The sequence below is a fragment of the Sinomonas gamaensis genome, from assembly GCF_005876955.1.
In the GTDB taxonomy this organism is placed as follows: Bacteria; Actinomycetota; Actinomycetes; order Actinomycetales; family Micrococcaceae; genus Sinomonas; species Sinomonas gamaensis.
The window spans coordinates 84,110-109,761 of record NZ_SSCL01000004.1 but is presented as its reverse complement, the minus strand read 5'-3'; the positions used below and the strand labels follow the sequence as shown (position 1 = coordinate 109,761).

At 66.1% G+C, this 25,652-nt stretch carries 30 protein-coding genes; 12 read left to right on the top strand and 18 right to left on the bottom strand.

All coding sequences use genetic code 11. From position 1 onward, the window contains the following. Window positions 1-91 precede the first annotated feature (91 nt). From E5679_RS07370 to E5679_RS07350, 5 genes are read left to right on the top strand one after another with little or no spacing between them, the layout of a single operon-like run. The gene (locus E5679_RS07370; protein ID WP_138414436.1) at window positions 92-1,084 is read left to right on the top strand and encodes a LacI family DNA-binding transcriptional regulator; all 993 of its coding nucleotides are present in this window, start codon (window positions 92-94) and stop codon (window positions 1,082-1,084) included. Beyond that, window positions 1,081-2,064, top strand: a complete 984-nt coding sequence (locus E5679_RS07365; protein WP_138414435.1) for a 2-hydroxyacid dehydrogenase — start codon at window positions 1,081-1,083, stop codon at window positions 2,062-2,064. The genes E5679_RS07370 and E5679_RS07365 overlap by 4 nt, the downstream gene beginning before the upstream one ends. After that, window positions 2,061-3,290, top strand: coding sequence for a D-mannonate dehydratase ManD (gene manD, locus E5679_RS07360; RefSeq protein ID WP_138414434.1), 1,230 nt, complete (start codon window positions 2,061-2,063; stop codon window positions 3,288-3,290). The genes E5679_RS07365 and manD overlap by 4 nt, the downstream gene beginning before the upstream one ends. Window positions 3,291-3,292: 2 nt before the next feature. Beyond that, complete coding sequence (locus E5679_RS07355) at window positions 3,293-4,801, top strand: mannitol dehydrogenase family protein (RefSeq protein ID WP_138414433.1); 1,509 nt, start codon at window positions 3,293-3,295, stop codon at window positions 4,799-4,801. Between the two features lie 56 nt (window positions 4,802-4,857). After that, window positions 4,858-6,219, top strand: coding sequence for an MFS transporter (locus E5679_RS07350; protein ID WP_249336011.1), 1,362 nt, complete (start codon window positions 4,858-4,860; stop codon window positions 6,217-6,219). A gap of 67 nt (window positions 6,220-6,286) precedes the next feature. Here E5679_RS07350 and E5679_RS07345 read toward each other — a convergent pair whose 3' ends face one another. The 11 genes from E5679_RS07345 to E5679_RS07300 all read right to left on the bottom strand — a co-directional run bounded on the left by E5679_RS07345 (window position 6,287) and on the right by E5679_RS07300 (window position 13,655). Next, window positions 6,287-7,060 (bottom strand): enoyl-CoA hydratase/isomerase family protein, encoded by a 774-nt coding sequence (locus E5679_RS07345; RefSeq protein WP_138414431.1) that lies wholly within the window; start codon window positions 7,058-7,060, stop codon window positions 6,287-6,289. After that, the gene (locus tag E5679_RS07340; RefSeq protein WP_138414430.1) at window positions 7,053-8,390 is read right to left on the bottom strand and encodes an MFS transporter; all 1,338 of its coding nucleotides are present in this window, start codon (window positions 8,388-8,390) and stop codon (window positions 7,053-7,055) included. Before E5679_RS07340 ends, E5679_RS07345 begins: the two co-directional genes overlap by 8 nt. Window positions 8,391-8,700: 310 nt before the next feature. Next, window positions 8,701-9,084: a nuclear transport factor 2 family protein gene (locus tag E5679_RS07335; RefSeq protein ID WP_138414429.1), complete on the bottom strand. Its 384-nt coding sequence runs from the start codon at window positions 9,082-9,084 to the stop codon at window positions 8,701-8,703. Between the two features lie 68 nt (window positions 9,085-9,152). Further along, on the bottom strand, window positions 9,153-9,644 hold the full coding sequence (locus E5679_RS07330; RefSeq protein WP_138414428.1) for a protein tyrosine phosphatase: 492 nt from the start codon (window positions 9,642-9,644) through the stop codon (window positions 9,153-9,155). Window positions 9,645-9,803: 159 nt separating this feature from the next. Next, the gene (locus E5679_RS07325; protein ID WP_138414427.1) at window positions 9,804-10,637 is read right to left on the bottom strand and encodes an aminoglycoside phosphotransferase/kinase family protein; all 834 of its coding nucleotides are present in this window, start codon (window positions 10,635-10,637) and stop codon (window positions 9,804-9,806) included. A gap of 400 nt (window positions 10,638-11,037) precedes the next feature. Next, window positions 11,038-11,826, bottom strand: a complete 789-nt coding sequence (locus E5679_RS07320; protein WP_138414426.1) for a protein NO VEIN domain-containing protein — start codon at window positions 11,824-11,826, stop codon at window positions 11,038-11,040. Between the two features lie 126 nt (window positions 11,827-11,952). Further along, the gene (locus tag E5679_RS07315) at window positions 11,953-12,162 is read right to left on the bottom strand and encodes a hypothetical protein (RefSeq protein WP_138414425.1); all 210 of its coding nucleotides are present in this window, start codon (window positions 12,160-12,162) and stop codon (window positions 11,953-11,955) included. A gap of 54 nt (window positions 12,163-12,216) precedes the next feature. Next, window positions 12,217-12,420 carry a hypothetical protein gene (locus E5679_RS20790; RefSeq protein WP_171042278.1) on the bottom strand — a complete coding sequence of 68 codons (204 nt, stop codon included), beginning with the start codon at window positions 12,418-12,420 and terminating at the stop codon, window positions 12,217-12,219. Window positions 12,421-12,504: 84 nt separating this feature from the next. After that, window positions 12,505-12,708: a cold-shock protein gene (locus E5679_RS07310; protein ID WP_138414424.1), complete on the bottom strand. Its 204-nt coding sequence runs from the start codon at window positions 12,706-12,708 to the stop codon at window positions 12,505-12,507. 136 nt (window positions 12,709-12,844) lie between these two features. Then, a complete protein-coding gene (locus E5679_RS07305; protein ID WP_275092547.1) occupies window positions 12,845-13,150 on the bottom strand; it encodes an STAS domain-containing protein in 306 nt (101 codons plus the stop codon). Window positions 13,151-13,355: 205 nt separating this feature from the next. Beyond that, window positions 13,356-13,655 carry a hypothetical protein gene (locus tag E5679_RS07300; RefSeq protein ID WP_138414422.1) on the bottom strand — a complete coding sequence of 100 codons (300 nt, stop codon included), beginning with the start codon at window positions 13,653-13,655 and terminating at the stop codon, window positions 13,356-13,358. A 291-nt stretch (window positions 13,656-13,946) separates the two neighbouring features. Here E5679_RS07300 and E5679_RS07295 point away from each other — a divergent pair, with 291 nt between their 5' ends. Together E5679_RS07295 and E5679_RS07290 are read left to right on the top strand one after the other, a co-directional pair. Then, the gene (locus tag E5679_RS07295) at window positions 13,947-14,408 is read left to right on the top strand and encodes an SRPBCC family protein (protein WP_171042276.1); all 462 of its coding nucleotides are present in this window, start codon (window positions 13,947-13,949) and stop codon (window positions 14,406-14,408) included. 122 nt (window positions 14,409-14,530) lie between these two features. Beyond that, window positions 14,531-15,739, top strand: coding sequence for a serine hydrolase domain-containing protein (locus E5679_RS07290; RefSeq protein WP_249336010.1), 1,209 nt, complete (start codon window positions 14,531-14,533; stop codon window positions 15,737-15,739). A gap of 26 nt (window positions 15,740-15,765) precedes the next feature. On the opposite strand, the gene E5679_RS07285 is transcribed toward E5679_RS07290, so the two are convergent. Both E5679_RS07285 and E5679_RS07280 read right to left on the bottom strand, forming a co-directional pair. Further along, the gene (locus E5679_RS07285) at window positions 15,766-15,996 is read right to left on the bottom strand and encodes a hypothetical protein (RefSeq protein WP_138414420.1); all 231 of its coding nucleotides are present in this window, start codon (window positions 15,994-15,996) and stop codon (window positions 15,766-15,768) included. 19 nt (window positions 15,997-16,015) lie between these two features. Then, on the bottom strand, window positions 16,016-17,992 hold the full coding sequence (locus tag E5679_RS07280; RefSeq protein WP_138414419.1) for an APC family permease: 1,977 nt from the start codon (window positions 17,990-17,992) through the stop codon (window positions 16,016-16,018). A gap of 75 nt (window positions 17,993-18,067) precedes the next feature. On the opposite strand from E5679_RS07280, the gene E5679_RS07275 reads away from it, so the two are divergent. Next, window positions 18,068-18,910: an SDR family oxidoreductase gene (locus tag E5679_RS07275; protein ID WP_138414418.1), complete on the top strand. Its 843-nt coding sequence runs from the start codon at window positions 18,068-18,070 to the stop codon at window positions 18,908-18,910. Here the strand turns inward: E5679_RS07275 and E5679_RS07270 are convergent, their stop codons facing one another. Continuing rightward, window positions 18,911-19,210: a hypothetical protein gene (locus E5679_RS07270; RefSeq protein ID WP_138414417.1), complete on the bottom strand. Its 300-nt coding sequence runs from the start codon at window positions 19,208-19,210 to the stop codon at window positions 18,911-18,913. A gap of 89 nt (window positions 19,211-19,299) precedes the next feature. Here E5679_RS07270 and E5679_RS07265 point away from each other — a divergent pair, with 89 nt between their 5' ends. The 4 genes from E5679_RS07265 (at window position 19,300) to E5679_RS07250 (ending at window position 22,209) form a co-directional block, all read left to right on the top strand. Next, window positions 19,300-20,151 (top strand): Rieske (2Fe-2S) protein, encoded by an 852-nt coding sequence (locus E5679_RS07265; RefSeq protein ID WP_138414416.1) that lies wholly within the window; start codon window positions 19,300-19,302, stop codon window positions 20,149-20,151. A gap of 121 nt (window positions 20,152-20,272) precedes the next feature. After that, complete coding sequence (locus E5679_RS07260) at window positions 20,273-20,791, top strand: ion channel (RefSeq protein ID WP_138414415.1); 519 nt, start codon at window positions 20,273-20,275, stop codon at window positions 20,789-20,791. A gap of 9 nt (window positions 20,792-20,800) precedes the next feature. Next, complete coding sequence (locus tag E5679_RS07255) at window positions 20,801-21,181, top strand: ArsR/SmtB family transcription factor (protein WP_138414414.1); 381 nt, start codon at window positions 20,801-20,803, stop codon at window positions 21,179-21,181. Further along, the gene (locus E5679_RS07250) at window positions 21,178-22,209 is read left to right on the top strand and encodes a cation diffusion facilitator family transporter (RefSeq protein WP_138414413.1); all 1,032 of its coding nucleotides are present in this window, start codon (window positions 21,178-21,180) and stop codon (window positions 22,207-22,209) included. The genes E5679_RS07255 and E5679_RS07250 overlap by 4 nt, the downstream gene beginning before the upstream one ends. 4 nt (window positions 22,210-22,213) lie before the next feature. Here E5679_RS07250 and ku read toward each other — a convergent pair whose 3' ends face one another. From ku to E5679_RS07230, 4 genes are all read right to left on the bottom strand, one after another. Continuing rightward, complete coding sequence (gene ku / locus E5679_RS07245; RefSeq protein WP_420821059.1) at window positions 22,214-23,152, bottom strand: non-homologous end joining protein Ku; 939 nt, start codon at window positions 23,150-23,152, stop codon at window positions 22,214-22,216. Window positions 23,153-23,272: 120 nt separating this feature from the next. Next, a complete protein-coding gene (locus E5679_RS07240; protein WP_138414411.1) occupies window positions 23,273-24,127 on the bottom strand; it encodes an alpha/beta hydrolase in 855 nt (284 codons plus the stop codon). 9 nt (window positions 24,128-24,136) lie between these two features. Further along, window positions 24,137-24,691 carry a hypothetical protein gene (locus tag E5679_RS07235; protein WP_138414410.1) on the bottom strand — a complete coding sequence of 185 codons (555 nt, stop codon included), beginning with the start codon at window positions 24,689-24,691 and terminating at the stop codon, window positions 24,137-24,139. 118 nt (window positions 24,692-24,809) lie between these two features. Continuing rightward, complete coding sequence (locus tag E5679_RS07230) at window positions 24,810-25,583, bottom strand: DeoR/GlpR family DNA-binding transcription regulator (RefSeq protein WP_138414409.1); 774 nt, start codon at window positions 25,581-25,583, stop codon at window positions 24,810-24,812. Between the last annotated feature and the right edge of the window lie 69 nt (window positions 25,584-25,652).

The window sequence follows — 25,652 nt, the reverse complement described above, 5'->3', positions numbered from 1 at the left end:
TCGCCGAGGGACGGTTGCGGTGACGCCGGAGCTAGCCCTGACGGCATGAAAACGATTGACAAGCTTGCACAAGTCTTTCCATACTGAGTGAGTGCCAGCCACCCTGACAGACGTAGCGAAGCGAGCGGGAGTTTCTCTCGCGACGGCGTCCCGCGCCTTCAGCGATCCCGGCCGCCTCGCCGCCGAGACCCGGCAGAAGGTCCTCTTCGCCGCCGAGGCGCTGGGCTACGAGACGCAGGCCGCCCCGACAGGCGTGCGCACAGTTGCCGTCGTCGTCCCCGACATCGCGAACGCCGTCATGGCGTCCCTCATCAAGGCCATTCAGGAGCGCGCGTGGCCGGGCCGCCACCGCATGCTCCTCGCTGACACCGGCGGGTCGGCGGACCGCGAGCGCGAGCACCTCGCGTCGCTCGCCGGCTCGGTCGACGGCATCATCCTCTGCTCCCCGCGCCTCCCTGCCTCGGAAATCAAGAAGGTCACGGGCGGCACCCCGCTCGTCGTCATCAACGGCGAGGCCGATGCCGCCCGCGTCCTCATGGACGCCAGCGAGGGCCTGCGTCAGGCGGTCGAGCACCTGCACGCGCTGGGGCATCGCAAGTTCGCCTATGTGCCGGGCCCCGCGTCCTCGTGGGCGAACGGCCAACGGACGTCAGCGGTGAAGCGGCTGTGCGAGGAGTGGGGCGTCGACCTCGTCACCGTGGGACACCAGAACGCAACGGTCGACGGCGGCCTCGCGGCGGCGGCGTCTGTCGTCGCCAGCGGCGCGACGGCGGTCATCGCCTACAACGACCTCGTCGCCGTCGGCCTCCTGGCCGGCGCGCGGACGCTCGGCTACCACTGCCCCGAGGACCTGAGTGTGGTGGGCATCGACGACCTGGACATCGCCGCGGCCGCCGAACCCGGGCTGACGTCGGTGCGCGTCGCGATCGAGCGCAGCGGTTCGCTGGGGCTCGACCTGCTGCTCGAGCAGATCGCTGGCAAGTCCCGTGCAACCGAGGCCGTCCATCTGGGGTCCCAGCTCATCGTCCGGGGCTCGACTTTCGCCGCGCGCGGCGCCACCACTATTAAGGGAGGACGCAAATGAGGATCGTCATCGCGGACCGCAACCTCATGCCCCATCGACCGCTCCTCGAGGAAGCCCTCCCCGCGGGCACCACGACGTCCTGGCATGAATCCTGGAACGAAGAGGCCCTCGCCGCCGACCTGCGCGACGCGGACGTCTACGTCGGGGGCCGCTTCACGGAGGCGATGGGCGCCGCGGCAGAGAAGCTCCGCCTCGTCCACGTCGCGGGCGCGGGCTACGACGGCATCAACGCGGACGCGCTCCCAGCGGGTGTCATCTGCGCGAACACGTTCCATCACGAGAACTCGATCGCGGAGCACGTGGCCGCCGTCCTCGTTGCCCTCCGTCGAGACCTCCTCGGACAGGACGCCGCCCTCCGCACGGGAACGTGGCAGTCCCCGGTGTACTCGCCGTCCACACCCCAGCCCGAGACGCTCCGCGGAGCCACGGTCTCCTTCCTGGGCTTCGGACACATCGGCCAGGCCGCGTGGAACCTGCTGCGCGCGTTCGGCTGCGAGGGCATCGCGATCACCCGCAGCGGCTCCACCGACCCAGGACTGCACGGCCTCCGCTGGGCCGGATCCACCGAGCGCCTCGGCGACTCCCTCACGGAGGCGGACGTCCTCGTGGTGAGCATCCCGCTCAGCGAGGAGACGCACTCTGTCATCGGCGCCGTCGAACTCGACGAACTCGGCCCCGCAGGCCTGCTCGTCAACGTGGCCCGCGGCCCAGTGGTCGACGAAGCCGCCCTGTATGAGGCGCTGCGGGACCGGCGGATCGCGGGCGCCGCGATCGACGTCTGGTACCAGTATCCGGGAGCCGATGGAAAGGCCGAGCCGTCCGCGCTCCCCTTCGGCCGCCTCGACAACGTCATCATGACCCCCCACTCGTCCGGCGTCACAGCGGAAACCTTCCGTGGACGCATCCGGGACATCGCCGAGAACATCACAAGACTCACCCGCAATGAACCCCTGAAGAATGTAGTGATCCCCGCCTCATGACCAAAGCATCAGTCCGCACCATCGCCGCCGTCGACGTCCTCGTCACGAGCCCTAGCCGCAACTTCGTCACCCTCAAGATCACCACGGACGACGGCATTGTCGGATGGGGCGACGCGACCCTCAACGGCCGGGAACTCGCCGTCGCCAGCTACCTCCGCGACCACCTCGCCCCAGCGCTCATCGGCCGGGACGCCGAGCGCATCGAGGACACCTGGCAGTTCCTCTACAAGGGCGTCTACTGGCGCCGCGGCCCGGTCACGATGGCGGCGATCGGAGCGGTAGACCTTGCCCTGTGGGACATCAAGGGCAAGGCGCTCGGCGTCCCCGTCTACCAGCTCCTCGGCGGCGCCGCCCGCGACAAGGTGCTCACCTACACGCACGCGACCGGCTGGGATGTGCCCGAGCTGCTGGACTCCATCGAACAGCGGCGGGAGCAGGGCTTCCGCGCAGTCCGCGCCCAGTCCGGGGTTCCGGGGCTGGACAAGGTTTACGGCGTCACGAAGGGCGCGGCAAGCTACGAGCCCGCCGGCCGCGGCGGCGGCCCCGCCGAGGAGATCTGGGACACGTCGGCCTACCTGCGCCACGCCCCCAAGGTGCTCCACGCGGTCCGCGAGCACGTGGGCCCCGAGCTCAAGCTCCTCCACGACGTGCACCATCGCCTGACCCCGACCGAGGCCGGCCGACTGGCGCGCTCGCTCGAGGACGTCGACCTCTTCTGGCTCGAGGACGTCATGCCCGCCGAGAACCAGAAGCTCCTCCGCGCCGTCCGCGCCCAGACGACGGTCCCGCTCGCGATCGGCGAGGTCTTCAACACGATCTGGGACTGCGAGCAGCTCCTGAGCGAGCGGCTCATCGACTACATCCGCACTGCGGTCGTCCATGCGGGAGGCGTCTCCCACGTCCGCAAGATCCTCGCCCTCGCCGAGGTCTACCAAGTCAAGGGCGCCCCGCACGGGCCCTCTGACGTCTCCCCCGTGAACCTCTCGGCGTCCCTGCACGTGGGCCTCGCGACCACGAACTTCGGCATCCAGGAGTACATGGGCTACGACCCGCTCGTCTCCGAGGTGTTCCGCAGCAGCTTCACGTTCGACGACGGCTACCTCCACCCCGGCAACGAGCCCGGGCTCGGCGTCGAGGTCGACGAGGAAGCCGCGGCCCGCTTCCCCTACTCCCCCGCCTACCTGCCGATCGCCCGCGATCTCGACGGCGCCATGAAGGACTGGTGAGCATGGCTTCAGAGTTCGACTCCGCGCTTCCCCAGCTTTCGGCGAAGTACGACGGCGCCCCTCGCCTCGCCGGGCTCCGGCCCGGCATCGTCCACCTCGGCTTGGGCAATTTCCACCGGGCGCATCAGGCCGTGTACACGCGCGCCGCGCTCGATTCCACAGGCGCATCTGACTGGGGCATCATCGGCGTCGGCAGCCGATCGGCGTCAGTCCCCGATGCGATGAAGGCCCAGGACCTCCTGTACACGGTCGTCGAGATCTCGCCCGAGGGCGAATCGTTCTCGATCCCCGGCGTGCACACGGATGCCTTCACTGCCGCCGCCGAACCCGAGCGGGTCGTCGCGTCCATCGCCGACGCCACCACCCGGATTGTCTCCCTCACCGTGACCGAGAACGGCTACTACTACAGCCCCAGCACCGGGCACCTCGCCGTCGACGACCCGGCGATCCAGCGCGACCTCGCCGACGCCGCACGTCCCGCGACCCCGATTGGCCAGATCGTGCGCGGGCTGCAGTCCCGGGCGCGGTCACATGGTGAGCCCATCACGGTGCTCAGCTGTGACAATCTCGCCGACAACGGGCACCACACGGAGCGGCTCGTGAAGGAGTTCGCCGGCCTCCTGCCCGAAGCCGAGGCCACGGAAACGCTCGCGTTCCTCGAGCGGCACGTGACGTTCCCGTCCACGATGGTCGACCGGATCGTGCCGGCAACGACCGACCACTACCGCCGCCTCGTCGCCGAAGGGCGTGGCTACCGGGACGAGGTCCCGGTTCCGGCCGAGCCGTTCACGATGTGGGTCCTCGAGGACCGCTTTGCCGCGGGGCGCCCGGCGTGGGAGGCCGGGGGTGCGATCTTCTCCGACGAGGTGGCGCGCTACGAGGAACTCAAGGTGCGCCTCCTCAACGGGACGCACTCCCTCATCGCGTACCTCGGGGCGCTCACCGGTGCCGCGACCATCCCGGAAGCGGTCTCGAAGCCCGAGATCGAGGCGGCCGCCCGCGCCGTCCTGCGCAACGAGTACCGCCCGAGCGTGACTGCCCCGAGCGGCATCGACCTCGACGAGTACGAGGAGCAGCTCTTCACGCGGTGGCGGAACACCGCCCTCGGCCACCGGACCAGCCAGGTCGGCTCCGACGGCTCCGTGAAGCTGCGCCAACGCGTCCCCGCCCCGGCGCTCGCGCTGCTCGATGCCGGCCGGACGCCGCACTTCCTCGCCCTCACGGTCGCCGGGTACCTCGCATGCCTCGCACCGCTGCCCGGCTTCGACCCCGGCCAACACGCCGCCGCGATGGTGGACCCAGCGCGCGGTGCGCTCGCCCAGGCAGCCGAGCAGTCGTCGTCGTCCATTGAGCTCGCCCGCCGCGTGCTCGGCGAGCAGCACCTCCTCGGTGAAGAGCTGGCAGCACGCGAGGAGTTCATCGAGCGGACCGGAGAGCTCCTCGACACGATCCGCCGCCACGGTGCACTTGCCGCGGCCGCCGAAGCAGGAGCTGCGTCCGCCAACCACTGACCCGCTGTCCGATCCACCAACCCAACCGAGCTGTGCCCATTCAAAGGAGTATGGACATGAACGTACCCACCTCTGGAAGCGTCGTGGACCAGTCGAAGGTCAGGAAGGCCGCGTTTGCCGGCCTGATCGGAACGACGCTCGAGCTGTACGACTTCGTCATCTACGGCACGGCGTCGGCACTGGTCTTCAGCAAACTGTTCTTCCCGAACGTCTCACCGGCCGCAGGCCTGCTCGCGAGCTTCAGCACGTTTGCGGTCGGGTTCCTGTTCCGGCCGATTGGCGGCGTGTTCTTCTCGCACTTCGGCGATCGGCTCGGACGCAAGTGGGTGCTCGTGACCACGCTGTTCCTCATGGGCGGATCGACGCTCGCGATCGGGATCCTACCGACGTTCGATCAGGTGGGTCTGCTCGCACCGCTGCTGCTGATCGTCTGCCGATCCGCGCAGGGCTTTGGCGCAGGCGCGGAGCAGTCCGGAGGTGCCACGCTTCTCACCGAATCGGCGGCTCCCGGAACCCGCGGTCGGCTCGCGTCCCTCATCATGGTCGGCGCCGCCGCGGGCACGGCGCTCGGCGCGCTCGTCTGGATCGCGGTTCAGGCGCTCGCTCCACACGACATGATGAACTGGGGCTGGCGGCTGGTGTTCCTCTCCAGCATCGTCGTGACGGTCGCGGCCATGATCATGCGGCGCAAGCTCGATGAGTCCCCCGTCTTCGAGGAGATCAAGCAGGAGCGCGCGGAGCCGCCGGCGCCGCTCAAGGAAGTCATGAAGCACGGAAAGGCCAACGTGCTCCGTGTCATCTTCATGAACCTCGGTGTGAGCACGCAGTCGTACACCATTCAGGTGTTCATGGCCTCGTATCTCATCACGGTCGTCAAGACCGACCCGAAGTACATCCCGATCGTCCTTCTCATCGGGTCCCTGTGCGGCGGTTTCGCGGCCTTCGGCTTCGGGTTCCTCTCTGATCGGATCGGTCGACGCAAGGTCGTCTCGCTCATCACCGGTGTTCTGGTGCTGTTCCCCGCTCCCGCATTCCTCATGCTGACGACGGGCGATCCGGTGGCGATCATGCTCGTGATCGTGATCGGCTTCATCCTCGCGTGCCAGGGCGTGGTGGGCGTGCACATGAGCTACTTCCCCGAGGTGTTCGGCAGCCGCTACCGGTACGCCGGGGTGACCCTTGGACGCGAGTTCTCCGCGATCATCGGCGGCGGCATCGCCCCCATGGTGTGCGCCGGACTGCTCGCGGCGTTCGGCAACTCGTGGGTGCCGATCGCCATCTACATGGGGGTCACCATGCTCGTGAGCTTCATCGCCACGCGGCTCACCCCCGAGACCCTCAACCGCGACCTCACGGATCCGGAGGATGCTGACGCTCGGCGCGCGGCCGCCGTCGTACCTGCCTCCGCCGAGGCCTGATACCCCCTCTTGCCGCCTGACGAAGCGTGAGATCTGGGCCCCAAGGTCCCCGCGGGACGCCCAGAGCTCACGCTTCGGCTTGCCTCCCGTCGCCCCTATCGCGGTGGAGGAACGCCGCGATGCGCTGCGGGAACTGCTGGGGATCGACGGCGGGCCCCAGAGGCTCTCCGCGCACCCTCTCGACGAGTGGCCGGAGCCCGTGGTCGACCGCGGCCTTCGCGGCCCGCAGCGAGGGCTGGTCGAGGTCCGCCCACATGTCGAGCAGCTGGGCGAGGGCCGCATCGAGCTCGCCATCCGGGACCGCCCTGGTGATGAGGCCGACGTCGTGCGCCTCCTCCGCGGGCAGGAGGCGGCCGCTGTAGAGCAGGTCCTTCGTGCGACCGGGCCCGATGCGGACTGAGAGCCGCATCGCGAACGACGGCGGCACCAGGATCCCGAGGCGTGAGACCGGCATCCCGATCCTCGCCGAGGCGGCCGCGAGCTGGAGGTCGCATGCGAGGGCGAGCTGGCATCCGCCCCCTGCGGCGATCCCCTCCAGCACCGCGACCGTAGGCATCGGCAGGTCCTCGATGGCCTGGAGCGCCTGCTCCATCACCCCGAGGCTTTGGGTCATCTGGTCGGCGCTGGCGTGCTCCCATTCGCGCAGGTCCGAGCCCGCGCAGAACACGCCACCCCGACCACGGACGACGACGGCCCGCACCGAGTTTGCGTTCGCCAGCTTCCGTGCGGCGCGGCCGAGCTCCTCCCAATCCTGAGTGCCGAGGGCGTTGTGTCGTTCCCCTCCTCCGAACTCAATGGTGGCTACGTGCTCTCGAACCTCTGCCGAGACGCCCTCAGGCATGCCGCATCGCTCGGCGGCTCCTGCGCTGATGCGGCTCCGTCGGCGCAGCAGCCGATGTGGCCCTAGGGCGAAGCAGGATGAGCGAGAACATGCTGACAACGGCGCAGAAGATCAGGTAGACGGAGATCGCCGTCGAGCTTCCTGTGTTCTGGAGCAGCCACGCTGCGATGAGCGGCGCTGGGCCGCCTGCGATGATGCTCGCCAGCTGATACCCCATCCCGGCGCCTGTGTAGCGGATGTCGGGCTCAAAGCTTTCGGCGATGAGCGCCGCCTGGGGGCCGTACTGGATGTCGTGGAAGATGAGGCTCACCACGACCGCAATGGCGATCAGCAGCGCGTTGCCCGTGTTCATGAGGCCGAAGTACGGGAAGGCGTACAGTGCCGTGAGGACGACGCCGATTCCGTAGATGAGCCGGCGTCCGAACCGGTCCGAGAGCATCCCGAAGACCGGAATGCTAATGAGGCCGAGGGCGGCCGCCATGAGGGTGTCGACGAGGATGGCGTCGCTGTTGAACTTGAGCTGCTTCGTCGCATAGGTGATGACGAACGTGATGAAGATGTAGAACGGCGCCTGCTCGGACATGCGGACCAACGCGGAGAGGAGGATTTCCTTGGGCTGCCGGCGGACCGCCTCCACCAGCGGAACCCGTACAACCTTCTCAGCCTTGCGCACCGCTTCGAACTCCGGGCTCTCGATGACGCGCAGCCGGACGAACAGGCCGACGCCGACGAGGATGATGCTGAGGAGGAATGGGATGCGCCAGCCGTAAGTGACGAAGTCGGATCCAGTAGCTCCTGTGGTCAGCCGGACGAGGCCGGTCGAAAGGATGAGGCCGAGGGGTACGCCCATCTGCGGCCAGCTCGCCGAGAGTCCACGGCGGTGCTGCTTCCCCCACTCCATCGCGATGAGCACGGAGCCGCCCCACTCGCCGCCCACGCCGATGCCCTGGATGATCCGCAGGATCACGAGCAGGATCGGCGCCCACACTCCGATGTTCTGATACGTCGGAAGCAGGCCGATCAGCACGGTGCCGAAGGCCATGAGGAATAGCGTGGCCATGAGGGTCGTCTTCCGGCCGATTCGGTCTCCGTAATGGCCAAAGATCGCTGCGCCGACGGGGCGGGCCACAAAGCCGACGAATTGCGTTCCGAAGGCCGCGATGACACCATTCAGCGAATTCTCTCCGCCCGGGAAGAACAGCTGGGGAAAGACCAGAGCTGCCGCCGTCCCGTACAGGAAGAAGTCGTACCACTCGATCGTGGTGCCGACGACGCTCGCGTAGACCGCGCGTCGAACGGCCTGTTCCCTGGTTACTTGTTGAACACTCATCATTCCTCCATCGGACTGATGGTTTGGGCCGTGTGGGCCGGGTGCGGATTTTTCTGACTGACCGGGGTGGATGGTTGTCAGGGCCGCGGCGCCGATGGGCGGGCAGGGAGTTCGGGGGCAGGGAGCCTTCGCACATCGGCGGTCGTTTATCGCCGAGGCGGGGGACGTTTGGAGTTGGTCATCAGCCGTCTCCGCGTCGTCGTCCTTCTAGAACCCGAATATTGGATCCAAGACCCATCGTCCGAACGGGATCGATCCCTGTCAATGGGGAATCACAAGTGGTAGCGGCTCTTTCGCCCGGCGCGGAGCTTCAGTGCCCGCCCGCAGCTACGTATTCGGCCGCGTTGTAGTGAATGTGGACGGTCTTAATGGTGCCCCCGCTGAACTCGAAGAATTCCGCGAAGCGCACCGTTCCCTTGGGGAGGACGGCGTCGTAGAGGACAGCGGCGCTGTCGTCGGCGACCACGGCCTGGAGGAAGGAAATCTCCCGCACCGCCTCGATGAAGCCGCGCACGCCTTGGGTGAAGCGCCCCGCTCCCGCAACCACGCCTGCGATGGGGCCGTCGAAGACGAAGTCGTCGGCGAGCAGGGGCATCAGTTCCTGCCCCTCGCCATACTCCTCAATCCCGCCGGTGAGGATCGTATAGTACGTGCGGAGCAGGGGCGAATCTCCGAGGTGCGCGGACGCGGACATGACTACTCCTCTCGAGGGCCGATCGCGTCCAGCCTACGTTGCGCCGTCACGTCCGCAGGGTGTCTTGTTCAGGAGTGGCCGGGGCTTTCGGGAGCAGTTCCCTTGCCCTTGCCGTGCGAGCCGGACTCGCTGGCTTCGTCGTCTGGCTTCTCGCTGTCGTCTGACTTCGGTTTCGCGGACTCGTGCGCCGCGGTGATCTTGGCGCAGTAGTCGGCGATATTCGCAGCGCTCTTTGCGGCGGATTCGAGGGAGGCGTAGGCGGTCGACGACGGGTGCAGGCCACCGTGGGAATAGGCCGTGCACAGACCGAACGCCGCCGGCCCTGTGGCATCCGGACCGCTGGCGCCCGCGGTCCGGCTCGGTTTCGGCTTCGGGCTCGGTGCCGCGGTACTCGGTGCAGAGGGCGCGGGGGTGCCAGCCGCGGAATGCGCTCCCTGCTGCAGCGATCCAGGGAACGAGCCGGAATACGCGGCCGCCGCCGTGCCGCCGAGCGCTAAGGCTCCAGCGGCGAGAGCGCTGGCCGCGATCTTGCTGGTGATCAAGGTGGTGAAAAGCGACATCGAGTCCTCCCCGCAAACTACTGCACTCCGTCATCGCCCAGAACGAATCTCCTGCAGTATCAACAGTCGCATGAGAGGCAGAAGGCTGTCCCGCGTAGCCAATACTCGAATTCCCGCGGACGGATCCGGTGAACTACCTGAGGAATTCTTGGCCAATACCTAAAACGCCGACTGAGCCTCGAGCGCCGCGCTGAGCCGCTCACCGTGAGCCTCCAGCCACGCAAGCCGGCGCTCGATCCGCTCCCCCACTCCGTCCTGCCACATGCGGAGCCAGCCTCCGCCGTCGTGCTCTGCTCGGTATTTCATGAGGTGCCAACTCCGCTCGGTTCTGCGGATGGCCGTGGGCACGAGGCGTTGGCGGTCGACGGCGGCGAGGCCATAGGCGTCCGCGATGAGGCGCGTGCGGGCGACGGCGTCGACTCCCCGGAGAGGATCCGTTCTGTCTTCCTCGGGCGCGAGCGGGGCCCACCAGAGGCAGAGGTTGAAGACTTCGTCGACCCGTGTGGCCGGTTTGGCGAGGTCGAAGTCGATGAGCGCCACAGCCACCCCATCCCGGAAGACGACGTTCTCAGGTGTGATGTCCAGATGCCCGATAAATTGCGGCTGGGCCCGGGGTTCGGGGGGCATTCCCGGGATCTCGGGCGCCGCCACCGCTTCAAGCATGGACGACGACGGCGCAAAGCCGGCCATCGCGTCATCGAGGCGTCGGACGAGGCGAGCCAGGGAGACGAGGCGGGTCTCGTCGGCCAGCCAGGCAGGGTGCGGGCGGTTCGCTACCTCCCCGTCGATGAAAGTCAGGATCTCGCGGCCCCGCTCATCGATCCCCAAGAACCGTGGGGCGCCGTCGAAGTGCTGTGCTTCTAGGTGCTGCAGGATGGCGTGGACCAGCGGTGAGTGCGGGCCGAGAGGGCGCCGGACGGTGTCGCCGACCCGCACGACGCCCTCGGTGACATCGCCGCCGGGGAGGGGGGTCTCGGTCTCGGAATCCGTCACAGGTCTATCTTGTCTGAGCTGTTCTATAGCCTCCACCCATAGGCCGGAGTGGAGGGGGCAATGGTGGCCGAAGAGCAGGTCAGCGGTATGCGATACGCGGGGAACAGCGAACTAGTAACTGCTTTCTTATTCATGCACCGCGAACTCACCGAGACCATCCACCGCCTCTGCCGGGCCAAGGGACCAGAGGCCCTCAAGAACCATGCATCAGACGCGTTGGAGTGCCTCATCAGCACTCAATCAGAATCCCCTGCGCCGCTGGAACACCTGCTCGGGCTGAGGATCCAGACTTACCTCGACCTGTTCGGTCCTATGACCTTCGTGAAGGCAGTGGCTGCGGAATACGAGCTTGAAGGTGTTGTCGAGGAGTATGTGGCTAATCGGCCAGCCCCTCATGCTGTCAGTCGAGGAGATACTCAAAGGTTGTCGCACGCAGCTTCGCCTCGGCAGGACGCCAGTTCATGAGCACTTCCATGACACCGGGGTGTGTCGAAATCGCCCCATTTGGTTGCCGCTCCCAAGGAACATTTCTCACGATAACAAGGTCCGTGTTTTCAAAGTCTCGGGCGTGCAAGACTTCGTTGCGCGTGAGCTGGATCTTCTCGATGTAGACCTGAGACCCTTTGACCTCAATGTGCCGCTCGACACCGTCTCGAATTGCGCGAAGATCGAAGCTGTGGGTCAGCCCGACATCCTCCACTTTGTATCCCTGATCCTCGTAATACTCCGTGGCCTGCTCAACAGCCGCCTTCTCAACGGCTTTGCGCAGCACGGGATCCAGGCAAACGCCAGCATATCTGCGTCGGTAGTCCCGCAACGGGTCTCCACTAGAGGGTGTACCGATCGGCTGGCCCGCTTGCTCACTGGAGATTCCATAAATGCGGTTCAGGACGACAGGCCGCAACGCGGCTTGAACGTTCGCAGCGGGTTTGTAGCCTTCAATGTATGGCTGCTTCGCCTCGTTCAAGACATGGCTTATGTTTTGGAATTTGTACTCAACAGAGCCACGCGCTCGTCCAGTGCGCGATTGCACTTCTCTGTTGTACTCAGCCTTAACATAAGGCTGGGAAGCCTTCTCAAGTTCGAGCATTCGCAGGTAGACATCAACGATGGCGTTCAGTTCGGTGTCTGACCAGGGCACCCTTTCTCGGGGCTGTTGCCCACGGATGTTGACCGCGCCATCCGCCATGGACTGATTCCCTCGCCTTGCCGTTCAGCCGGAGACAATCGTCCCAGCTCAAATTCACGTTTGTGACAAGAATAGGGTGCGGACGACGAATTGGTGACTCATCTCGGGCGTGTCTGAGGAAGCTCCCTACCCCTTCTTCTCCCGCTCCATCCGCTCACGCCGCTCGCGTTCCTCGCGATGTCGGCGGATCTGCTCGTGGATGAGCTGCTCCTCTTCGGAGAAGCGGAGGTCGTTGGCCTCGTCGCCAGAATCGCCTGGACCGGTGTCTTTGGGCTCGGGGCGGGTCTCGGCGTCGTCGTCAGCGGGCTCGCTGGGGGTGTCTCGCTGCTCAGTCATGCGCACACTGTAAACCTGACAGGGCAAACGCAACATAGGTGCAGAGAGAGCCGTCTACTTCAGCTTGCCGAGGATAAGCCGGACGACGGCCACAACGCCGACGCCGATCACGGCGCCGAGCAAGGCAATGGGGAGCTGCGGGAAGATGAGCCTGCCTACCGCCGCCAAGGCGCAGCCGACCACAATCATGGCAACGACCAGGAATTGCTTTCGACGGCTCACAAGTGCTCCTGCCTGAACGGTGCTGAGTCGGTGCACTTGGCTAAGCCTTAGCCATCTATGCCCGAAGGACCTCTCTGGCTGTACGCGGTCAGCCAGAGAGACCTTCGGCAGCTCATTGGATCAGACGGGACGAATCTTCTGCGCCTGCGGGCCCTTCTGTCCCTGCCCGACTTCGTACTCGACCTTCTGGCCCTCTTCCAGGGACCGGTATCCACGACCGTCGATCTCGGAGTAGTGGGCGAACACGTCCGCCGATCCGTCGTCCGGTGCGATGAAACCGTAGCCCTTCTCGCTGTTGAACCACTTGACAGTGCCAGTAGCCATTAGTGCTGCTGCCTTCCCCGATGACGCCGCAGCCGCGACTCGGCCGCTTTCCCACGCCATCCATTGACCATCCTAAGAGCAAGGGTGGCGTACGACACCTCATGGACTTACGGGTTCTTAATTCAAGGCTCCGCGCCTAGGCCGGCCGGTGCAGCGGAAGCAGCTTCGTGGTGCTCGTGAGCTCCAGCAGCAACAGCACGCTCTCGTTGGGATTTGCGATGAGGAGTTCGCCCCCGTGACGGCGGGCGTTCGTTGCAGCCCAGACGAGGGCACCGAGTCCCGTGGAGTCCACGGACTCGGCCTGCTGGAGGTCGATGAGGAACCGGCTGCGCCCCTCGCCAAGAGCCCTGGCGATGACCTCTCGAAATTCATCAGTGCTCGTCAGATTCAGCCTGCCGTCAACCTCAAACACGCTGAAACCGTCGCGCTCCCCGCGTTCCACGACCACCTGCAAACCCCCTCTTGATGTGAAAGCGGCCGTGTGCTGGACCGTGCTCGCAGGCCACCAGTATGCCGGGGAAGTGGCCCGCAATGACGGACATCACGTCCGACTTGCCGATGAGGCTGTGAACGCTGCGAGAGTCGGCTCTGGTGGATATTCGCGGAGGGGCCTGTGCGCGGGCCCCACCGCGAACATCAGTCAGCCGCTAATGGCTTCCGGTCACATCCTGCCACGGGAGATTGTGGCCGTTGCACAACTGCCCGGGCGTCTCCCCCGCTTGAGTGAGCGTGTCCTTGAGGCCGACTCTCACGAGCTGCCCGAACGACTGAACTCGCCCGCCTTCAGGGAAGGCTGCGTCCGGAGTGTCGTTCTGACCGGAATACGAGCAGATGGAGTTCGCGTTTGCTGGCCCGCGCTCCACCTGGCCTGCGGCCATAGCTGGTGCTGCCGATAGCGCCGCTGAAGCCCCGATACAGAACGTCGCGGCGATGATTTTGATGCGCATGCTGTTACCTCACTTTCATCGGTTGGCGTGAGCCCCCCCAGCCAGCCCGACGCAAGGTCCCAGCAATCTACTACACCCTCAGGAATGAGACTAGAGTCCCGGAAAGCGGCTCTCGTGCCGCTCGTTGTCGCTCACCGGTCCGAGCGGTACCTTGATGGAACCGGGGATCACATTTCTGACTACCGTCGCGGAATGACAGCTGGGGCCAGCCGCATCCCGCTTCGTCGGCGCACTGCCACGGACGTGCGTGACGAGGCAATCCACCCCTTTTGCAAGAAATCGAGACCCAAAATGCCCGTCACCGACGAGAGCATCCTCATTCCCGCGCCCCAAGAGGAGATCTTCGACTACCTCCACGACCCGACGCACACGCCGGAATACGACGCCACTATCCTCACCACCGAGTTCGACGACGATGGCCCAATCCACGTCGGTTCCCGCTTCGGTGGCAAGGCAAGGATCATCGGCAGGACCTTCGACTGGAAGGTGGAGGTCATCGAGGACAACCGGCCTACAAAGATGGCCCTCAAATCTATCGAGGGCAACATCGACTTCACCACCGCCTACACCCTGACACCGGAAGCCGGGGGCACCAGGGTGAATTACCACGTCGACTCGGGAGCTGGCCTCGGCGGAGTATTTGGCCGCGTTGGCGATGCCCTCGTCGCGAAGGCCTACGCACGGCAAGTCCGGGCCAACCTCGCCACGCTGTCCGAGATCCTCACGGACCACACAAGAGAGCAGCACGGTTGAGAGCAACGAGCACGTGAAGCCAGCCGCCGAGTTCGTTCCAAGCGCATGCCTTCTCGGCGACTGGCTTCGGCGTCCACACCATGTGCCGGACGCAGCGCGAGCGCAGAGAGAGGATGCGTGGAATGAGCACAGAGGCCGCAAGGAGCGGCCGTCAGCGGGCCCGTGCTCTCACCGCATGCATGCTTGCCCTGGTCCTCGTCGCGTCCGCCTGCGCTTACACGAACAGCGAACCCGCCCCGACCAGCACTCCTCCCGCAGCCACGGACTCGATAGAGCGACAGGCGAGACTGTTCATGGACAGAGGAGCAGTCGCGGCGGTGGTCCAGGTGCGCTGGCCCGGCGGGGAGTGGTCCAAGGCGTATGGTGCCCGCGACCTCGACACCAGGACCCCAGCGCAGCCCACCGATCGGGTGGAAGTCGCCAGCATCACCAAGACCATGACGGCGGTCACGGTCCTCAAACTTGTCGATGACGGTCTAATCGGCCTCGACGCCCCCGTGAACGACATCATCCCGGGGTTCAAGACGGTCCTCCACCCGCCCGGCCCGATCACCGTGAGGCAGCTGCTGGGCCATGTCTCCGGCATCCCTGACTACACCGATCTGCAGTTCAAGAACCCAGACCAACTCCGGCAGGCCATCTCAAAACCCGAGCAGGTCACACCGGAGAAGGCCTTCGAACTGGCCGGGACCAAGAAATGGGAGGCCTCCAGCGTCGGCACCTTCAGCTACTCAAACACCGGCTACGAAGCATTGGGACTCTTGGTCGAAACCCTGCGCCACAAGCCGTATGCGCAAGTGCTCCGCGAGGAGGTCATTGACCTCCTCGCGCTGAAAGACACGTCCACGGCCCGCGTGGACCTGCACGATCCGCGGCTCCTCCACGGCTACATCACCCTGCAGGGACAGCGGCTCGACATCACGGACAACGCGGACAGCGTCGACTCGGCGGCCGCGGGCGCTACCTCGACCGTGGCGGACGTGAACACTTTCTTCTCCGCCCTCTTCCAAGGCAAGCTCACCTCGGCCGCGAGCCTCGCCGAGCTGAAGAAGCGGCCCAGTTTGGCCCCCTACGCACTGGGAGTCTGGACGTGGCCGGACGGATGCAAGGGCGGCACCAGATACGAGGGCCGCGGCGGATTCTGGGGCTACCTGACGTTCACCGCCGCGTCCGACGACGGACGCTACGTCGCGACAATGACCGTCGTCCCACCACCCCTCCCGACCGAACTGGAGGACTCCGCCGGAAGCGCACAGAGGGACCTATGGAGCGGCCAGATGGAGAGCGTCGTCAACGAGACACTCGACCGGCTATGCCAAAGTCCCCATTGAGGCCAGAGCCCGCATTGAGCAGCATTTCAGCTGGGGTTCTCGTCGTTTGCGACCTCTTCGATCCAGTCGACTGCCGCATCCGACAGCAGTACCCCTGACGGCCACTTTTCGCCGATCCAGGACTCGTCGCCTGAATCGGCCCCGGCCACCGCGGTGATTTCGGAGAGCACCGAGGAGGGGACTTCCTCGCCATTGTGCTCGATGAGCCAGTTGCGCGTTTCGGGCCGCAGTTTCGGCCACCATTCTCCGATGTCCATGGGAGCGCTGCGTTCCAAGTCAGCCGACGTGGACCCAAGGGCGCTGGGTGACGTCCGGGACGGCTTGGCGGAGGACCTCCCGAGTGACGGGGGCGATTTCGCCTTCGCCGAAGAACATGAAGCGCAGCAGGTTGCGCACGGGATTGCCTTCGGTCCAGCGGAAGTAAATGTGCGGCATGAGTCCGGTGACGTCGCGGATGTGGAGCAGGACCGAGGCGATGGTGTTGGGGATGACAGGCCCGTGGACCTCGAGGACGCGGTAGCCGTGGCGCAGGACGCCATGGACTTCAAGATCGGTCTCGAAGTCCGAGGAGTCATCGACGATGACTTCGAGGAAGAGGACGTTCTCGTCCAGGGGGAGGTGGCTGACCTCGCTGGCGGACTCGAGTTTGTCCCGGTAGGCCTGAGCGGTGAGCCGGAGTGGCTCGTGGGCGATGATCTGGAGCGGCCCGGACTCCGCTGAGGCGACGAACTCGATCGCCTTCTCGTCGAAGTGGATGCTCGTGGCATGCAGCTCGAAGGAGCGCCTTGCCCGGGAGATGAAGGAGATCACGATCGTGCCCGCGATGAAGATCGCGGCGATCTGGATGCCCTCGGGCCGTTCGACGATGTTCGCGAGCGTGGTGTAGACGAAGACCGCGGAGATGATCGCGAAGGCGATGGTGAGGCGGCCCTGCTTTCGCTTGCGGGTAGAGAGGGTGACGGCGATCGCGGCGGAGGTCATGAGGACCAAGACGCCTGTCGCGTAGGCGCCGCCCTGAGCGTCGACATTCGCCTCGAAGATCAGGGTGATGAGGAAGCCGATCGCGGTGAAGACGAGGACGAGGGGGCGGGTGGCCTTCGTCCACTGGGGCGCCATGCCGTAGCGGGGCAGGTAGCGGGGCACGAGGTTCAGCAGCCCGGCCATGGCCGAGGCGCCCGCGAACCAGAGGATCGCGATGGTGCTCAGGTCGTAGACCGTGCCGAAGGCTAGGCCCATGTACTCGTGGGCGAGGAGCGCGAGCGCGCGGCCGTCGGCCGCCCCGCCGGGCTGGAACTCCTGTTCAGGGATCAGGACGACGGTGGTGAAGCTCGTGGTGATGAGGAAGGCGCTCATGATGACGGCCGCCGAGGTGAGCAGGCGCTTGGTGCCCCGGATCCGCCCCGTAGGGCGGTCCTCGGTATCGCTTGCATCACCCCTGATCTGGGGCATGACCGCGACGCCGGTCTCGAACCCTGACATGCCGAGGGCCAGTTTGGGGAAGACCAGGACGGCGACGGCGAGCATCAGGACCGGATTCCCGTGGGAGGTCTGCAGTGCCTGCCACCAGTCGTTGACCTGGACGGGGTGGGTCAGTGCCTGGGCGAGGGTGACAAAGACGAGCACAGCATTGAGGCTCAGGTAGAGGCCTACGAGGACAACGGCGACCCCGATGGCCTCTTTGAAGCCGCGGAGGAAGACTGCGGCCAGCAGGGCCAACAGGAAGAGGGTGACGACGATGTTCTGGCCCTGCAGCCATCCGGGGATGAGTGGGTTTCCGATGAGGTGGGCGGCGGCGTCGGCGGCGGAGAGGGTCATGGTGATCATGAAGTCCGTGGCGGCGAAGCCGAGGAGGGCAAGAACGAAGAACTTCCCGCCCCAGCGTGGCAGCAGCCGCTCCAGCATCGCGATCGATCCGGAGCCGTGAGGGCTCTCGACCGAGACCCTGCGGTAGACCGGCAGGGCGCCGAAGAGGGTCACCGCCACGAGGACGAGTGTGGCCAGCGGGGAGAGCACGCCCGCGGCGACGGCTGCGATAGCGGGCTGGTACCCGAGGGTGGAGAAGTAATCGACGCCAGTGAGGCACATGACCTGCCACCAGGAGTGCTTCTTCTCGTGTCCGCGGGGTATTGCGTGCGGCCCTTGGTGGAGGGCTTGGGCCTGATGCAGGTCATGCAGGAGCCAAGCCTTGAACGACCCGCCCCTCGACTTCTTCTCCGCTCTCGGCTCTGCCGGCGGCCTGCTCAAAGTAGTCACGGGCTGGGAGCCTACCCGTCAAAGGCAGAGGTGGAGCCGGGGGTTAACGGGATCTTTACGGCGTAGCATCCACCCATGACCACCCCTCCCCCGCTCGCGATCACCGGCGTCACCGGCACCGTCGGCAGTCAGGTCGCCCGGATTCTGGCCGAGGCAGGATTCCCGCTGCGTCTCCTCGCGCGGACCCCAGCGAACGCGCCCATGCTGCCGGGCGCCGTCGTCCTTCCGTGCGACTACGGCAACCGCGCTCTCTGCCAGCGCTCGCTCGAGGGTGCCGAGACGCTGTTCATGGTGTCGGGCAGGGAGAACGAGGACCGTCTCAGCGAGCACAAGGCCTTCATCGACGCCGCCCAGGCGGCCGGAGTCCGGCAGATTGTCTACACCTCATTCATGGGGGCCGCGCCGGACGCGGTCTTCACCCTCGCGCGCGATCATTTCCACACCGAGGAGCACATCAAAGCCGCTGGCCTCGACTACACGTTCCTACGGGACAACATCTATCTCGACTTCCTCGAGGACTTCGGCGGCCCGGAAGGAATGATCCGCGGCCCCGCAGACGAGGGGCGGGTTTCAGCGGTGGCGCAGGCCGACGTCGCCCGCTCGGCAGCAGCAATTCTCCGGGACCCGAGAGCGCACGCGCAGACTGCGTACACGCTCACGGGCCCCGAAGCTCTCACCCTCACCGAGGCTGCGGCGATCATCGCGAAGGCCCGCAACCGGCCCTTCCGCTTTCGGAATGAGACCGTTCCGGAGGCCTACGAGTCGCGGAAGAAGTGGCCGGCGCCCCCATGGCAGTACGACGCCTGGGTCTCCACCTACACCGCGATCGCGGCGGGCCAGCTCGCCGAGGTGACGGACGACGTCGAACGTCTCACCGGCCGCCGCGCCCTCAGCCTCGCCGAGCTGCTCGCCGGCTGATCACTCTTCCTTGCCGTAGAAGGTGGGATCGTCACTCGCGTCGCCACCGCGCATATCGGCGTCGGGGACGTCGATCCCTGCTGCCGCCTGATCCATGTTGGGCACGCCGGAGGGGACGTCGTCCTTGTCCGGCATGTTGCCGTGGATCTGCTCGCGGATGAGCTGCTCCTCCTCGCTGAAGCGAATGTCGTTCGCCTGGTCGGCGGCGTCGCGGGGCTCGTCGTAGGGGTTGCCCGGCTTGTACGTGTTCTCGCTCATCGCCTCGTCGGGCTCGGTGGGGGTCTGGTCGTTCTCGGTCATGTCCGCCCGCTACCCGCGCCGCCCGTGGGTCAATCAAGCCCGGCGGGGTAACTCTCCTCCGACACTGAGCCAAGCACCGGGAGGACGCGATGAACCTGTTGGACGACGCCGTCAGCCGCCTCGAGCGGTGGTCATTCCTCGACACCATCGGGGAACCGGTCCGCAAAGTCACCCAGGCCGCGCTCAAGCCGCGCCTTGTCCGCAACCTGCTCAGCGGCATTCCGACCGGCCACCCGCTGCATCCGGTCCTCACCGACATCCCGATCGGCGCCTGGAGCATGGCCTCGCTGCTGGACTTGGCGGGCGGGGAGTCCTCAGAGAAGGCCGCGGACGTTCTTGTTGCGGCCGGCCTCGTTGCCGCCGTCCCAACTGCTGCCGCCGGCCTCAACGATTGGGCCGATACGTTCGACGGCGCGGGCCGCATTGGTGTCGCCCACGCGACCCTCAATGTGACGGCGCTCGGCTTCTACGGCGTCTCCCTCGTGGCGCGGAAGGCCGGGATGCGGCGAGCCGGCTGCGGCTTGGCCTTCGCCGGCCTCGGCATCCTCCTCACGAGCGGCTACCTCGGCGGCCACCTCGCCTACTCGAAGGGCGTCAAGGTCAGCCGCACGGCCTGGCACGAAGGCCCCACCGAGTGGACGGACGTCCTCGCCGAGAGCGACCTCGAGGACGGCAAGCCAAAGCTCGCCACCGTGGGCGGCGTCGAGGTCATGGTGATGCGCGACGGCGGTCGCATCGTCGCGCTCGACAACGTCTGCACGCATGCCGGAGGCTCCCTCAACGAGGGCACCATCGAGAACGGCTGCGTCACCTGCCCCCTGCACGGCAGCCAATTCCGCCTCGCCGACGGCGCCGTGGTGCGCGGGCCAGCCGCCGCTCCCGAGCCCAGCTACGAGGCAAGGGTCGACGGCGGTCGAGTTCTTCTGCGGGCGCGGCACTAGCACGCGAGGACGCACCTTTGATACGAGAACGCACCTTTGATACGAGGACGCACCTTTCACGGGGTTGAAAGGTGCGTCCTCGCAGGTAACGTCCGTCCTCGGGGTGAGTTACTTTCGTCACGTGAAAAGCCGCCCACGCTTCCAAACGTACACCACGCTCGTGCGGCGCACCGCGTCTTCACCCATCCTCTGGGCCGTGGTCCTCGCTGTGGGCTGGGCTCGGTTCGTGTCCGACCCGATCCGCGAAGATCCGCCGGTGGCCGATCCCGTCGAGGCTGCAGTCTATTTCGTCGGCATCATCCAGTGGACATGGATGGCGGTCTCCGTCGGGAGGACGAGCGGACAACCGCTCTGGCGCGTGCTCGTCACCCTGGCCAACGCGTTCCTGTTCCTGCTGCTCGGCTTCTCCTACGCGTACTGGGCCATCGGGGAAGCGGCAAACTTCGCGGGCGGCCCCCTGTCGAAGCTCGATGCCGTCTACTTCACGCTCGGGACTCTGACGACGGCGGGGACGGGCACCATCTCCGCCGTCGGTGCCCTCAGCAGGGCCACAGTCTCGCTCCAAATGGCACTCGATATTGCCTTCACTGCTTTTGCCCTCGCGTTCGCCGTCACTCGGCTGAACGCGGAGAAGAGTTAGTATCTGCATATGAATGCAGATAGGCAGAAGTGTGGGCGGAGCCTCGATTCCCCCTACGTCGAGCTCGCCGTCGAAGTGTTCTCGATGCTCGCCGACGCCACGCGGGTGAGGATCATCCTCGCCCTGCGAGAGCACGACGAGCTGTCGGTGAACAGCCTCGCGGAGGCCGTCGGCAAAGCACCGGCTGCTGTGTCCCAGCATTTGGCAAAGCTCCGCCTGGCGCGCATCGTCTCCTATCGTCAGGACGGGAATCGGGCCTATTACCGCCTGGCGAACGAGCACGCCTCCCAGATGGTCTCCGACGCGATCTTCCAGGCCGAACACTCTCTCGACGGCATTCCCCGCCACCACCATGCGGACGCGGACCGGGCGGAGGGGGTGACGGCATGAGCTCCACGCATTCGCATCACGACCATGGGCACACGCATGAGCACCGGCATGACCATCCCCACGACCACGACCACGACCACGATCACCATCACGGAACCGGTTGGAAGGCCACCCTCAAGGAGTTCTTCGTCCCCCACACCCACGACGCAGCTGACTCCATCGACGACGCCCTCGAGGCAAGCCATGAGGGCGTCCGCGCCCTGAAGATCAGCCTCTTCGGGCTGCTGGCGACGACGGTGCTGCAGTTCGTCGTCGTCCTCATCAGCGGCTCGGTCGCCCTGCTCGCCGACACGGTGCACAACTTCTCCGACGCCCTCACCGCCGTGCCGCTGTGGATCGCGTTCATTCTCGCGCGCCGCCCGGCCACAAAGCGCTACACGTACGGCTACGGCCGGGCCGAGGACTTGGCGGGACTGTCGATCATTATCGTCGTGGCCCTATCGGCCATCGTCGCCGCGTGGCAGTCGATCGAGCGTATCCTCAATCCGCAGCCGATCGGCAACCTGTGGTGGGTCGCTGCGGCCGGCGTTATCGGCTTCGCAGGGAACGAGGCGGTGGCGATGTACCGGATCAACGTCGGCCGGCGCATCGGTTCCGCTGCGCTCGTCGCGGACGGCATTCACGCCCGCACCGACGGGTTCACGTCGCTCTCAGTGGTTGTGGGGGCGATCGGCGTCATGCTCGGATTCCCACTGGCAGACCCGATCGTGGGCCTGCTCATCAGCGCGGCGATCTTCGTCCTGCTGTGGGGCACGATCAAGAGCCTTGGCCGGCGGCTCATGGACGGCATCGAGCCGGATCTGGTCCACCGCGCCGAGCACGCGCTCGAAGACACCCCGGGAGTGATGGGCATCGAGAAGCTCCAACTGAGGTGGATCGGCCACCGGATCCACGGGACCGCCGTCGTCATCATCTCGCCGGACTCCACGGTGACCCACGCAGACGGGATCCGGCGCGAAGCCCATCACCGCCTCGAGCGCGCGCTGCCGAATGTCGAGGACATCACGATCGCCGTGGCACCGAGCTGAGGGCTCACCCCGCGCTGCGGGTGCGCTTCTTCGGCGCCGGCTTCTCCTCCGGAGCCTCTTCCTTCTCGTCGCCGTCCTTGGCGGCCTTCGCGCCCTTCCGCCGGCTTTCGACGCTGCGTCGGAGCGCTTCCATGAGGTCGAGAACCTCCGCACCTCCGCCCTCTTCCTCGGGGGCTTCGCCGAAGGTTGCCTCCGTGTCCACGGATTCGCCCTGTTCGAGTTTCGCCTCGACGAGCTGACGCAACTGCAGCTGATATTCGTCGGTGAATTGCTCGGGCGTGAAATCGGTCGAAAGGCTTTCGACGAGGGAAGACGACATCTTGAGCTCCTTGTCTGAGATCTTCACGGCCTCGGACAGGATGGGGAATTCGGCCTCGCGTACCTCGTCCTGCCACAGCATCGCCTGCAGCACCATGACATTCCCGCGGACGCGGAGCGCTCCGAGGCGGCTCTTCTGCCGCAGAGCGAATTTAACGACGGCGGTCAGTTCTGTCTGCTCGAGGGTCTGCCGGAGGAGTTGATACGGCTTGGCGCCGACCTTCTCGGGCTCGAGGTAATAGCTCTTCTCGAAGAGCATGGGATCGATCTGATTGTCGGGCACGAACTCGACAACCTCGATCTCGCGGCTCTTTTCGACGGGCAAGGACTCGAGGTCCTCGTCCGTGAGCACCACAGTGCGGCCGCCCTCCTCGTACGCCTTGTCGATGTCGCCGTATTCGACCGTCTCCCCGCACACCTCGCACTTGCGCTGGTACCGGATCCGGCCCTTGTCCTTGTTGTGGACCTGGTGGAGCTTCAGGTCATGATCCTCGGTGGCGCTGTACACCTTCACAGGCACGCTCACCAGGCCAAAGCTGATGGCGCCCTTCCAGATAGACCGCATGTCCCCAGTGAACCGCACAATCAGGGGCTTGGCGAGAAGGCCGCCGTCGAAAACCCGCACGGTTGGCCGTCCCTCGGCTCCTCGACCGTCTGAAAGTGGCATAACCGTTGGTGCTGCGGGACGGTTATGCCCCTCAGGGACGGCCGGGGTGGCCACGGGCGGACAGATGGCGAGGAACGGTCATAACACCGCCGGCGCGAATTCCTGAATGAACTCGAGCCCGACGTCGGCAACCTCCCGCCAGCCCGAATCGATGATGAGCGAGTGGCCGCGGCCGGGAATCCGTTCGAGGCGGGTGACGCCGCTGTTCTTGGACTGAATCCTGTAGCTGGCCTCGACGATGGCCGAGGGGACGGTGTTGTCGTTCTCCCCGGAAATGAGCAGGAGCGGTCCGCGCCCGGAATTCTTGGTGTCCACTTTGGTCTCAGTGAAGGGATTGAGGTTCGCCGTGGCGGCCTGGAACAGTGGAACGCCGGACGCAGGCACGTGGTACGTATCGTAGAGCTCGCGCGCCTCGGCCTCGTCGAGGTTGTTGGCCCACCCGTACACGAATTGCTCGAACGTCAGCGCCACTCCCCGGGTGAGGCTCCGCGGATGGGCCAAGACGGGCGCGGCGGATTTCAGGGACGATGGCGGCAGCGCCAGAACGCCTTGGAACGGCGCGTTGTCGATCGACACCGTCGCCGATGCTCGGCCTTCGCCTGCAATCTTCTGCGCGATCAATCCGCCGAACGAATGGCCGACGACCGCAGGTGAATGCTCCAGTTGGTCAATTGCCTCGAGGTAATGCTCGGTGACCTGCCCGACCATCTTCCTGGCAAAAACCTCGGGGTGTTCCCGCGCCTCTTCCACGCTGCGTGGGTCGTCGGGCCAGCCCGGAGCGATCGTGGCATAGCCGTTATCCTCGAAGAGGCGACGCCAGCGGTCCCAACTGCTCGAGAGGAGCCACAGGCCGTGGATGAAGACCACGGTTCGGTGCCCGCTCGCGTTGGCAGCCGCGATCTCGTCCCGCTCGGCCGACGTCAGGGTGCTCATGGCGTCACATCATTCCTGCCCAACCACCTCCACGTACAGGGGCCGGCCGTGCAGGCGACGGGCGAGTGGTCCGTGCTTCAGAACCCGCGGGACGTAGGAGTGCCCATAGGGGTCGTGCACGACGAATTTGCCCTCCGCAACGCCGTCACGTTGGACGACGACGCGGTCCACCCCATCAAGCCCTTGACAATGCCACACCTGACCGTGGGAGGAGACGGTCCACGCCCGCTGGTCCCCCGGCGCCTCAAGGCTCAGCTCCTCGAAGAGCTCGGCGAGGAAATCCTCTCGCGACTCGGGGAACCGTCGCAGGATCCGGTGCAGTTCGGGGGCGACTTCGCGCTGGCGCCGCAGGTGCTCCCACAAGGTCTCATGAGCGACGGTGCCGATCTGACGGCTCAGATGGAGACGACCGTCCGGGTCCGAGAGCAGATGGAAGTACTCGCCGTGCCGGCCGATCACGCAGCGCGTCGAGCCGGGGTCCTCCCCCGATTCGGCCAGTTCGGCCTCCGAGGCGTAGAGGCGCAACGCCCCGACATCGTCCAGCAGCACCAACGGACCGTCCATCCCAGTCCCTCCGATCGCCAAGACCATCAGAGCACCGGGCAAGCCGGGCGGCCGCTGTCCTTAACGCAGCCCGAACGCAGGGGGACCGAATTTTGACGCCCTCTTTACGCCCAGCATCTCAGCCTCGCGCGGCGACCACTGCCACGGCGACTCCTGCGTATTGGAAGAGCGCAAGCTGGTGCGGGTCGGCGCCGTCGTCGGTCACAAGGGTCCACGGCACGGGAAGGCGGGCCCAGGCATGGAATGGCCGTTGCCCCAGCTTGCGGGAATCCGCCAGCACGTAGACGTGGAGGCCCCTGCGCGCCATCAGCTCTTTGAGCCGGGTCTGACTGTGGTCTGCTTCGCAGATGCCGTCGTCCGCGGTGACGGCGTCGGCGCCGAGGAAGACCCGGTCGAAGGTCATTCGCTCGAGCGTCGCCTCGGCCAACGGGCCAACGAACGTCTGGCTGACGCTGCGGAAACGGCCCCCCAGACAGTCCACGCGGACGCCGGGCGAGTCGGCCAGTTCCTGCACGACATTGAGCGCAGGCGTGGTGACACTGAGGTCGTCGTGACCCTGCAGGGAATGGGCGAGGGCACCGACAGTTGATCCGCCATCAAGCAGGATCGACTCCCCCGGCTTGACCCGCGTGGCTGCCCACTGGGCGATGTCCTGCTTCTCCTCGAAGGCCTGCCCGATCCGCTGGCGCAGGGAGGCCTCAGGATGCGCGCCAATGGCGAGCGCGCCGCCGTACGTGCGCGCGAGCTTGCCCTGCTCGTGCAGCAGGGCGAGGTCGCGGCGGATGGTCGATGCTGTCACGTCGAACCGTTGGGACAGTTCCTCGACCGAGGCGAGGCCCGCGGTGGCCGCCAATCGGTAGATCTCGTCTCGTCTGGCCTTCGCCGCTGTCATCCGAGTCCCTCCGGGTCATGCGCGATCACGCAAACAATACTGCGCGTTTCACGCAAGTCTGTCATGCTT

Bases quoted from the DNA above. Each gene is read 5' to 3' on its own strand.
- E5679_RS07365 (WP_138414435.1), top strand. From the start codon at position 1,081: ATGAGGATCGTCATCGCGGACCGCAACCTCATGCCCCATCGACCGCTC.
- manD (WP_138414434.1), top strand. From the start codon at position 2,061: ATGACCAAAGCATCAGTCCGCACCATCGCCGCCGTCGACGTCCTCGTC.
- E5679_RS07355 (WP_138414433.1), top strand. From the start codon at position 3,293: ATGGCTTCAGAGTTCGACTCCGCGCTTCCCCAGCTTTCGGCGAAGTAC.
- E5679_RS07350 (WP_249336011.1), top strand. From the start codon at position 4,858: ATGAACGTACCCACCTCTGGAAGCGTCGTGGACCAGTCGAAGGTCAGG.
- E5679_RS07345 (WP_138414431.1), bottom strand. From the start codon at position 7,060: ATGCCTGAGGGCGTCTCGGCAGAGGTTCGAGAGCACGTAGCCACCATT.
- E5679_RS07340 (WP_138414430.1), bottom strand. From the start codon at position 8,390: ATGAGTGTTCAACAAGTAACCAGGGAACAGGCCGTTCGACGCGCGGTC.
- E5679_RS07335 (WP_138414429.1), bottom strand. From the start codon at position 9,084: ATGTCCGCGTCCGCGCACCTCGGAGATTCGCCCCTGCTCCGCACGTAC.
- E5679_RS07330 (WP_138414428.1), bottom strand. From the start codon at position 9,644: ATGTCGCTTTTCACCACCTTGATCACCAGCAAGATCGCGGCCAGCGCT.
- E5679_RS07320 (WP_138414426.1), bottom strand. From the start codon at position 11,826: ATGGCGGATGGCGCGGTCAACATCCGTGGGCAACAGCCCCGAGAAAGG.
- E5679_RS07315 (WP_138414425.1), bottom strand. From the start codon at position 12,162: ATGACTGAGCAGCGAGACACCCCCAGCGAGCCCGCTGACGACGACGCC.
- E5679_RS07310 (WP_138414424.1), bottom strand. From the start codon at position 12,708: ATGGCTACTGGCACTGTCAAGTGGTTCAACAGCGAGAAGGGCTACGGT.
- E5679_RS07300 (WP_138414422.1), bottom strand. From the start codon at position 13,655: ATGCGCATCAAAATCATCGCCGCGACGTTCTGTATCGGGGCTTCAGCG.
- E5679_RS07295 (WP_171042276.1), top strand. From the start codon at position 13,947: ATGCCCGTCACCGACGAGAGCATCCTCATTCCCGCGCCCCAAGAGGAG.
- E5679_RS07290 (WP_249336010.1), top strand. From the start codon at position 14,531: ATGAGCACAGAGGCCGCAAGGAGCGGCCGTCAGCGGGCCCGTGCTCTC.
- E5679_RS07285 (WP_138414420.1), bottom strand. From the start codon at position 15,996: ATGGACATCGGAGAATGGTGGCCGAAACTGCGGCCCGAAACGCGCAAC.
- E5679_RS07275 (WP_138414418.1), top strand. From the start codon at position 18,068: ATGACCACCCCTCCCCCGCTCGCGATCACCGGCGTCACCGGCACCGTC.
- E5679_RS07270 (WP_138414417.1), bottom strand. From the start codon at position 19,210: ATGACCGAGAACGACCAGACCCCCACCGAGCCCGACGAGGCGATGAGC.
- E5679_RS07265 (WP_138414416.1), top strand. From the start codon at position 19,300: ATGAACCTGTTGGACGACGCCGTCAGCCGCCTCGAGCGGTGGTCATTC.
- E5679_RS07255 (WP_138414414.1), top strand. From the start codon at position 20,801: ATGAATGCAGATAGGCAGAAGTGTGGGCGGAGCCTCGATTCCCCCTAC.
- E5679_RS07250 (WP_138414413.1), top strand. From the start codon at position 21,178: ATGAGCTCCACGCATTCGCATCACGACCATGGGCACACGCATGAGCAC.
- E5679_RS07240 (WP_138414411.1), bottom strand. From the start codon at position 24,127: ATGAGCACCCTGACGTCGGCCGAGCGGGACGAGATCGCGGCTGCCAAC.
- E5679_RS07235 (WP_138414410.1), bottom strand. From the start codon at position 24,691: ATGGACGGTCCGTTGGTGCTGCTGGACGATGTCGGGGCGTTGCGCCTC.
- E5679_RS07230 (WP_138414409.1), bottom strand. From the start codon at position 25,583: ATGACAGCGGCGAAGGCCAGACGAGACGAGATCTACCGATTGGCGGCC.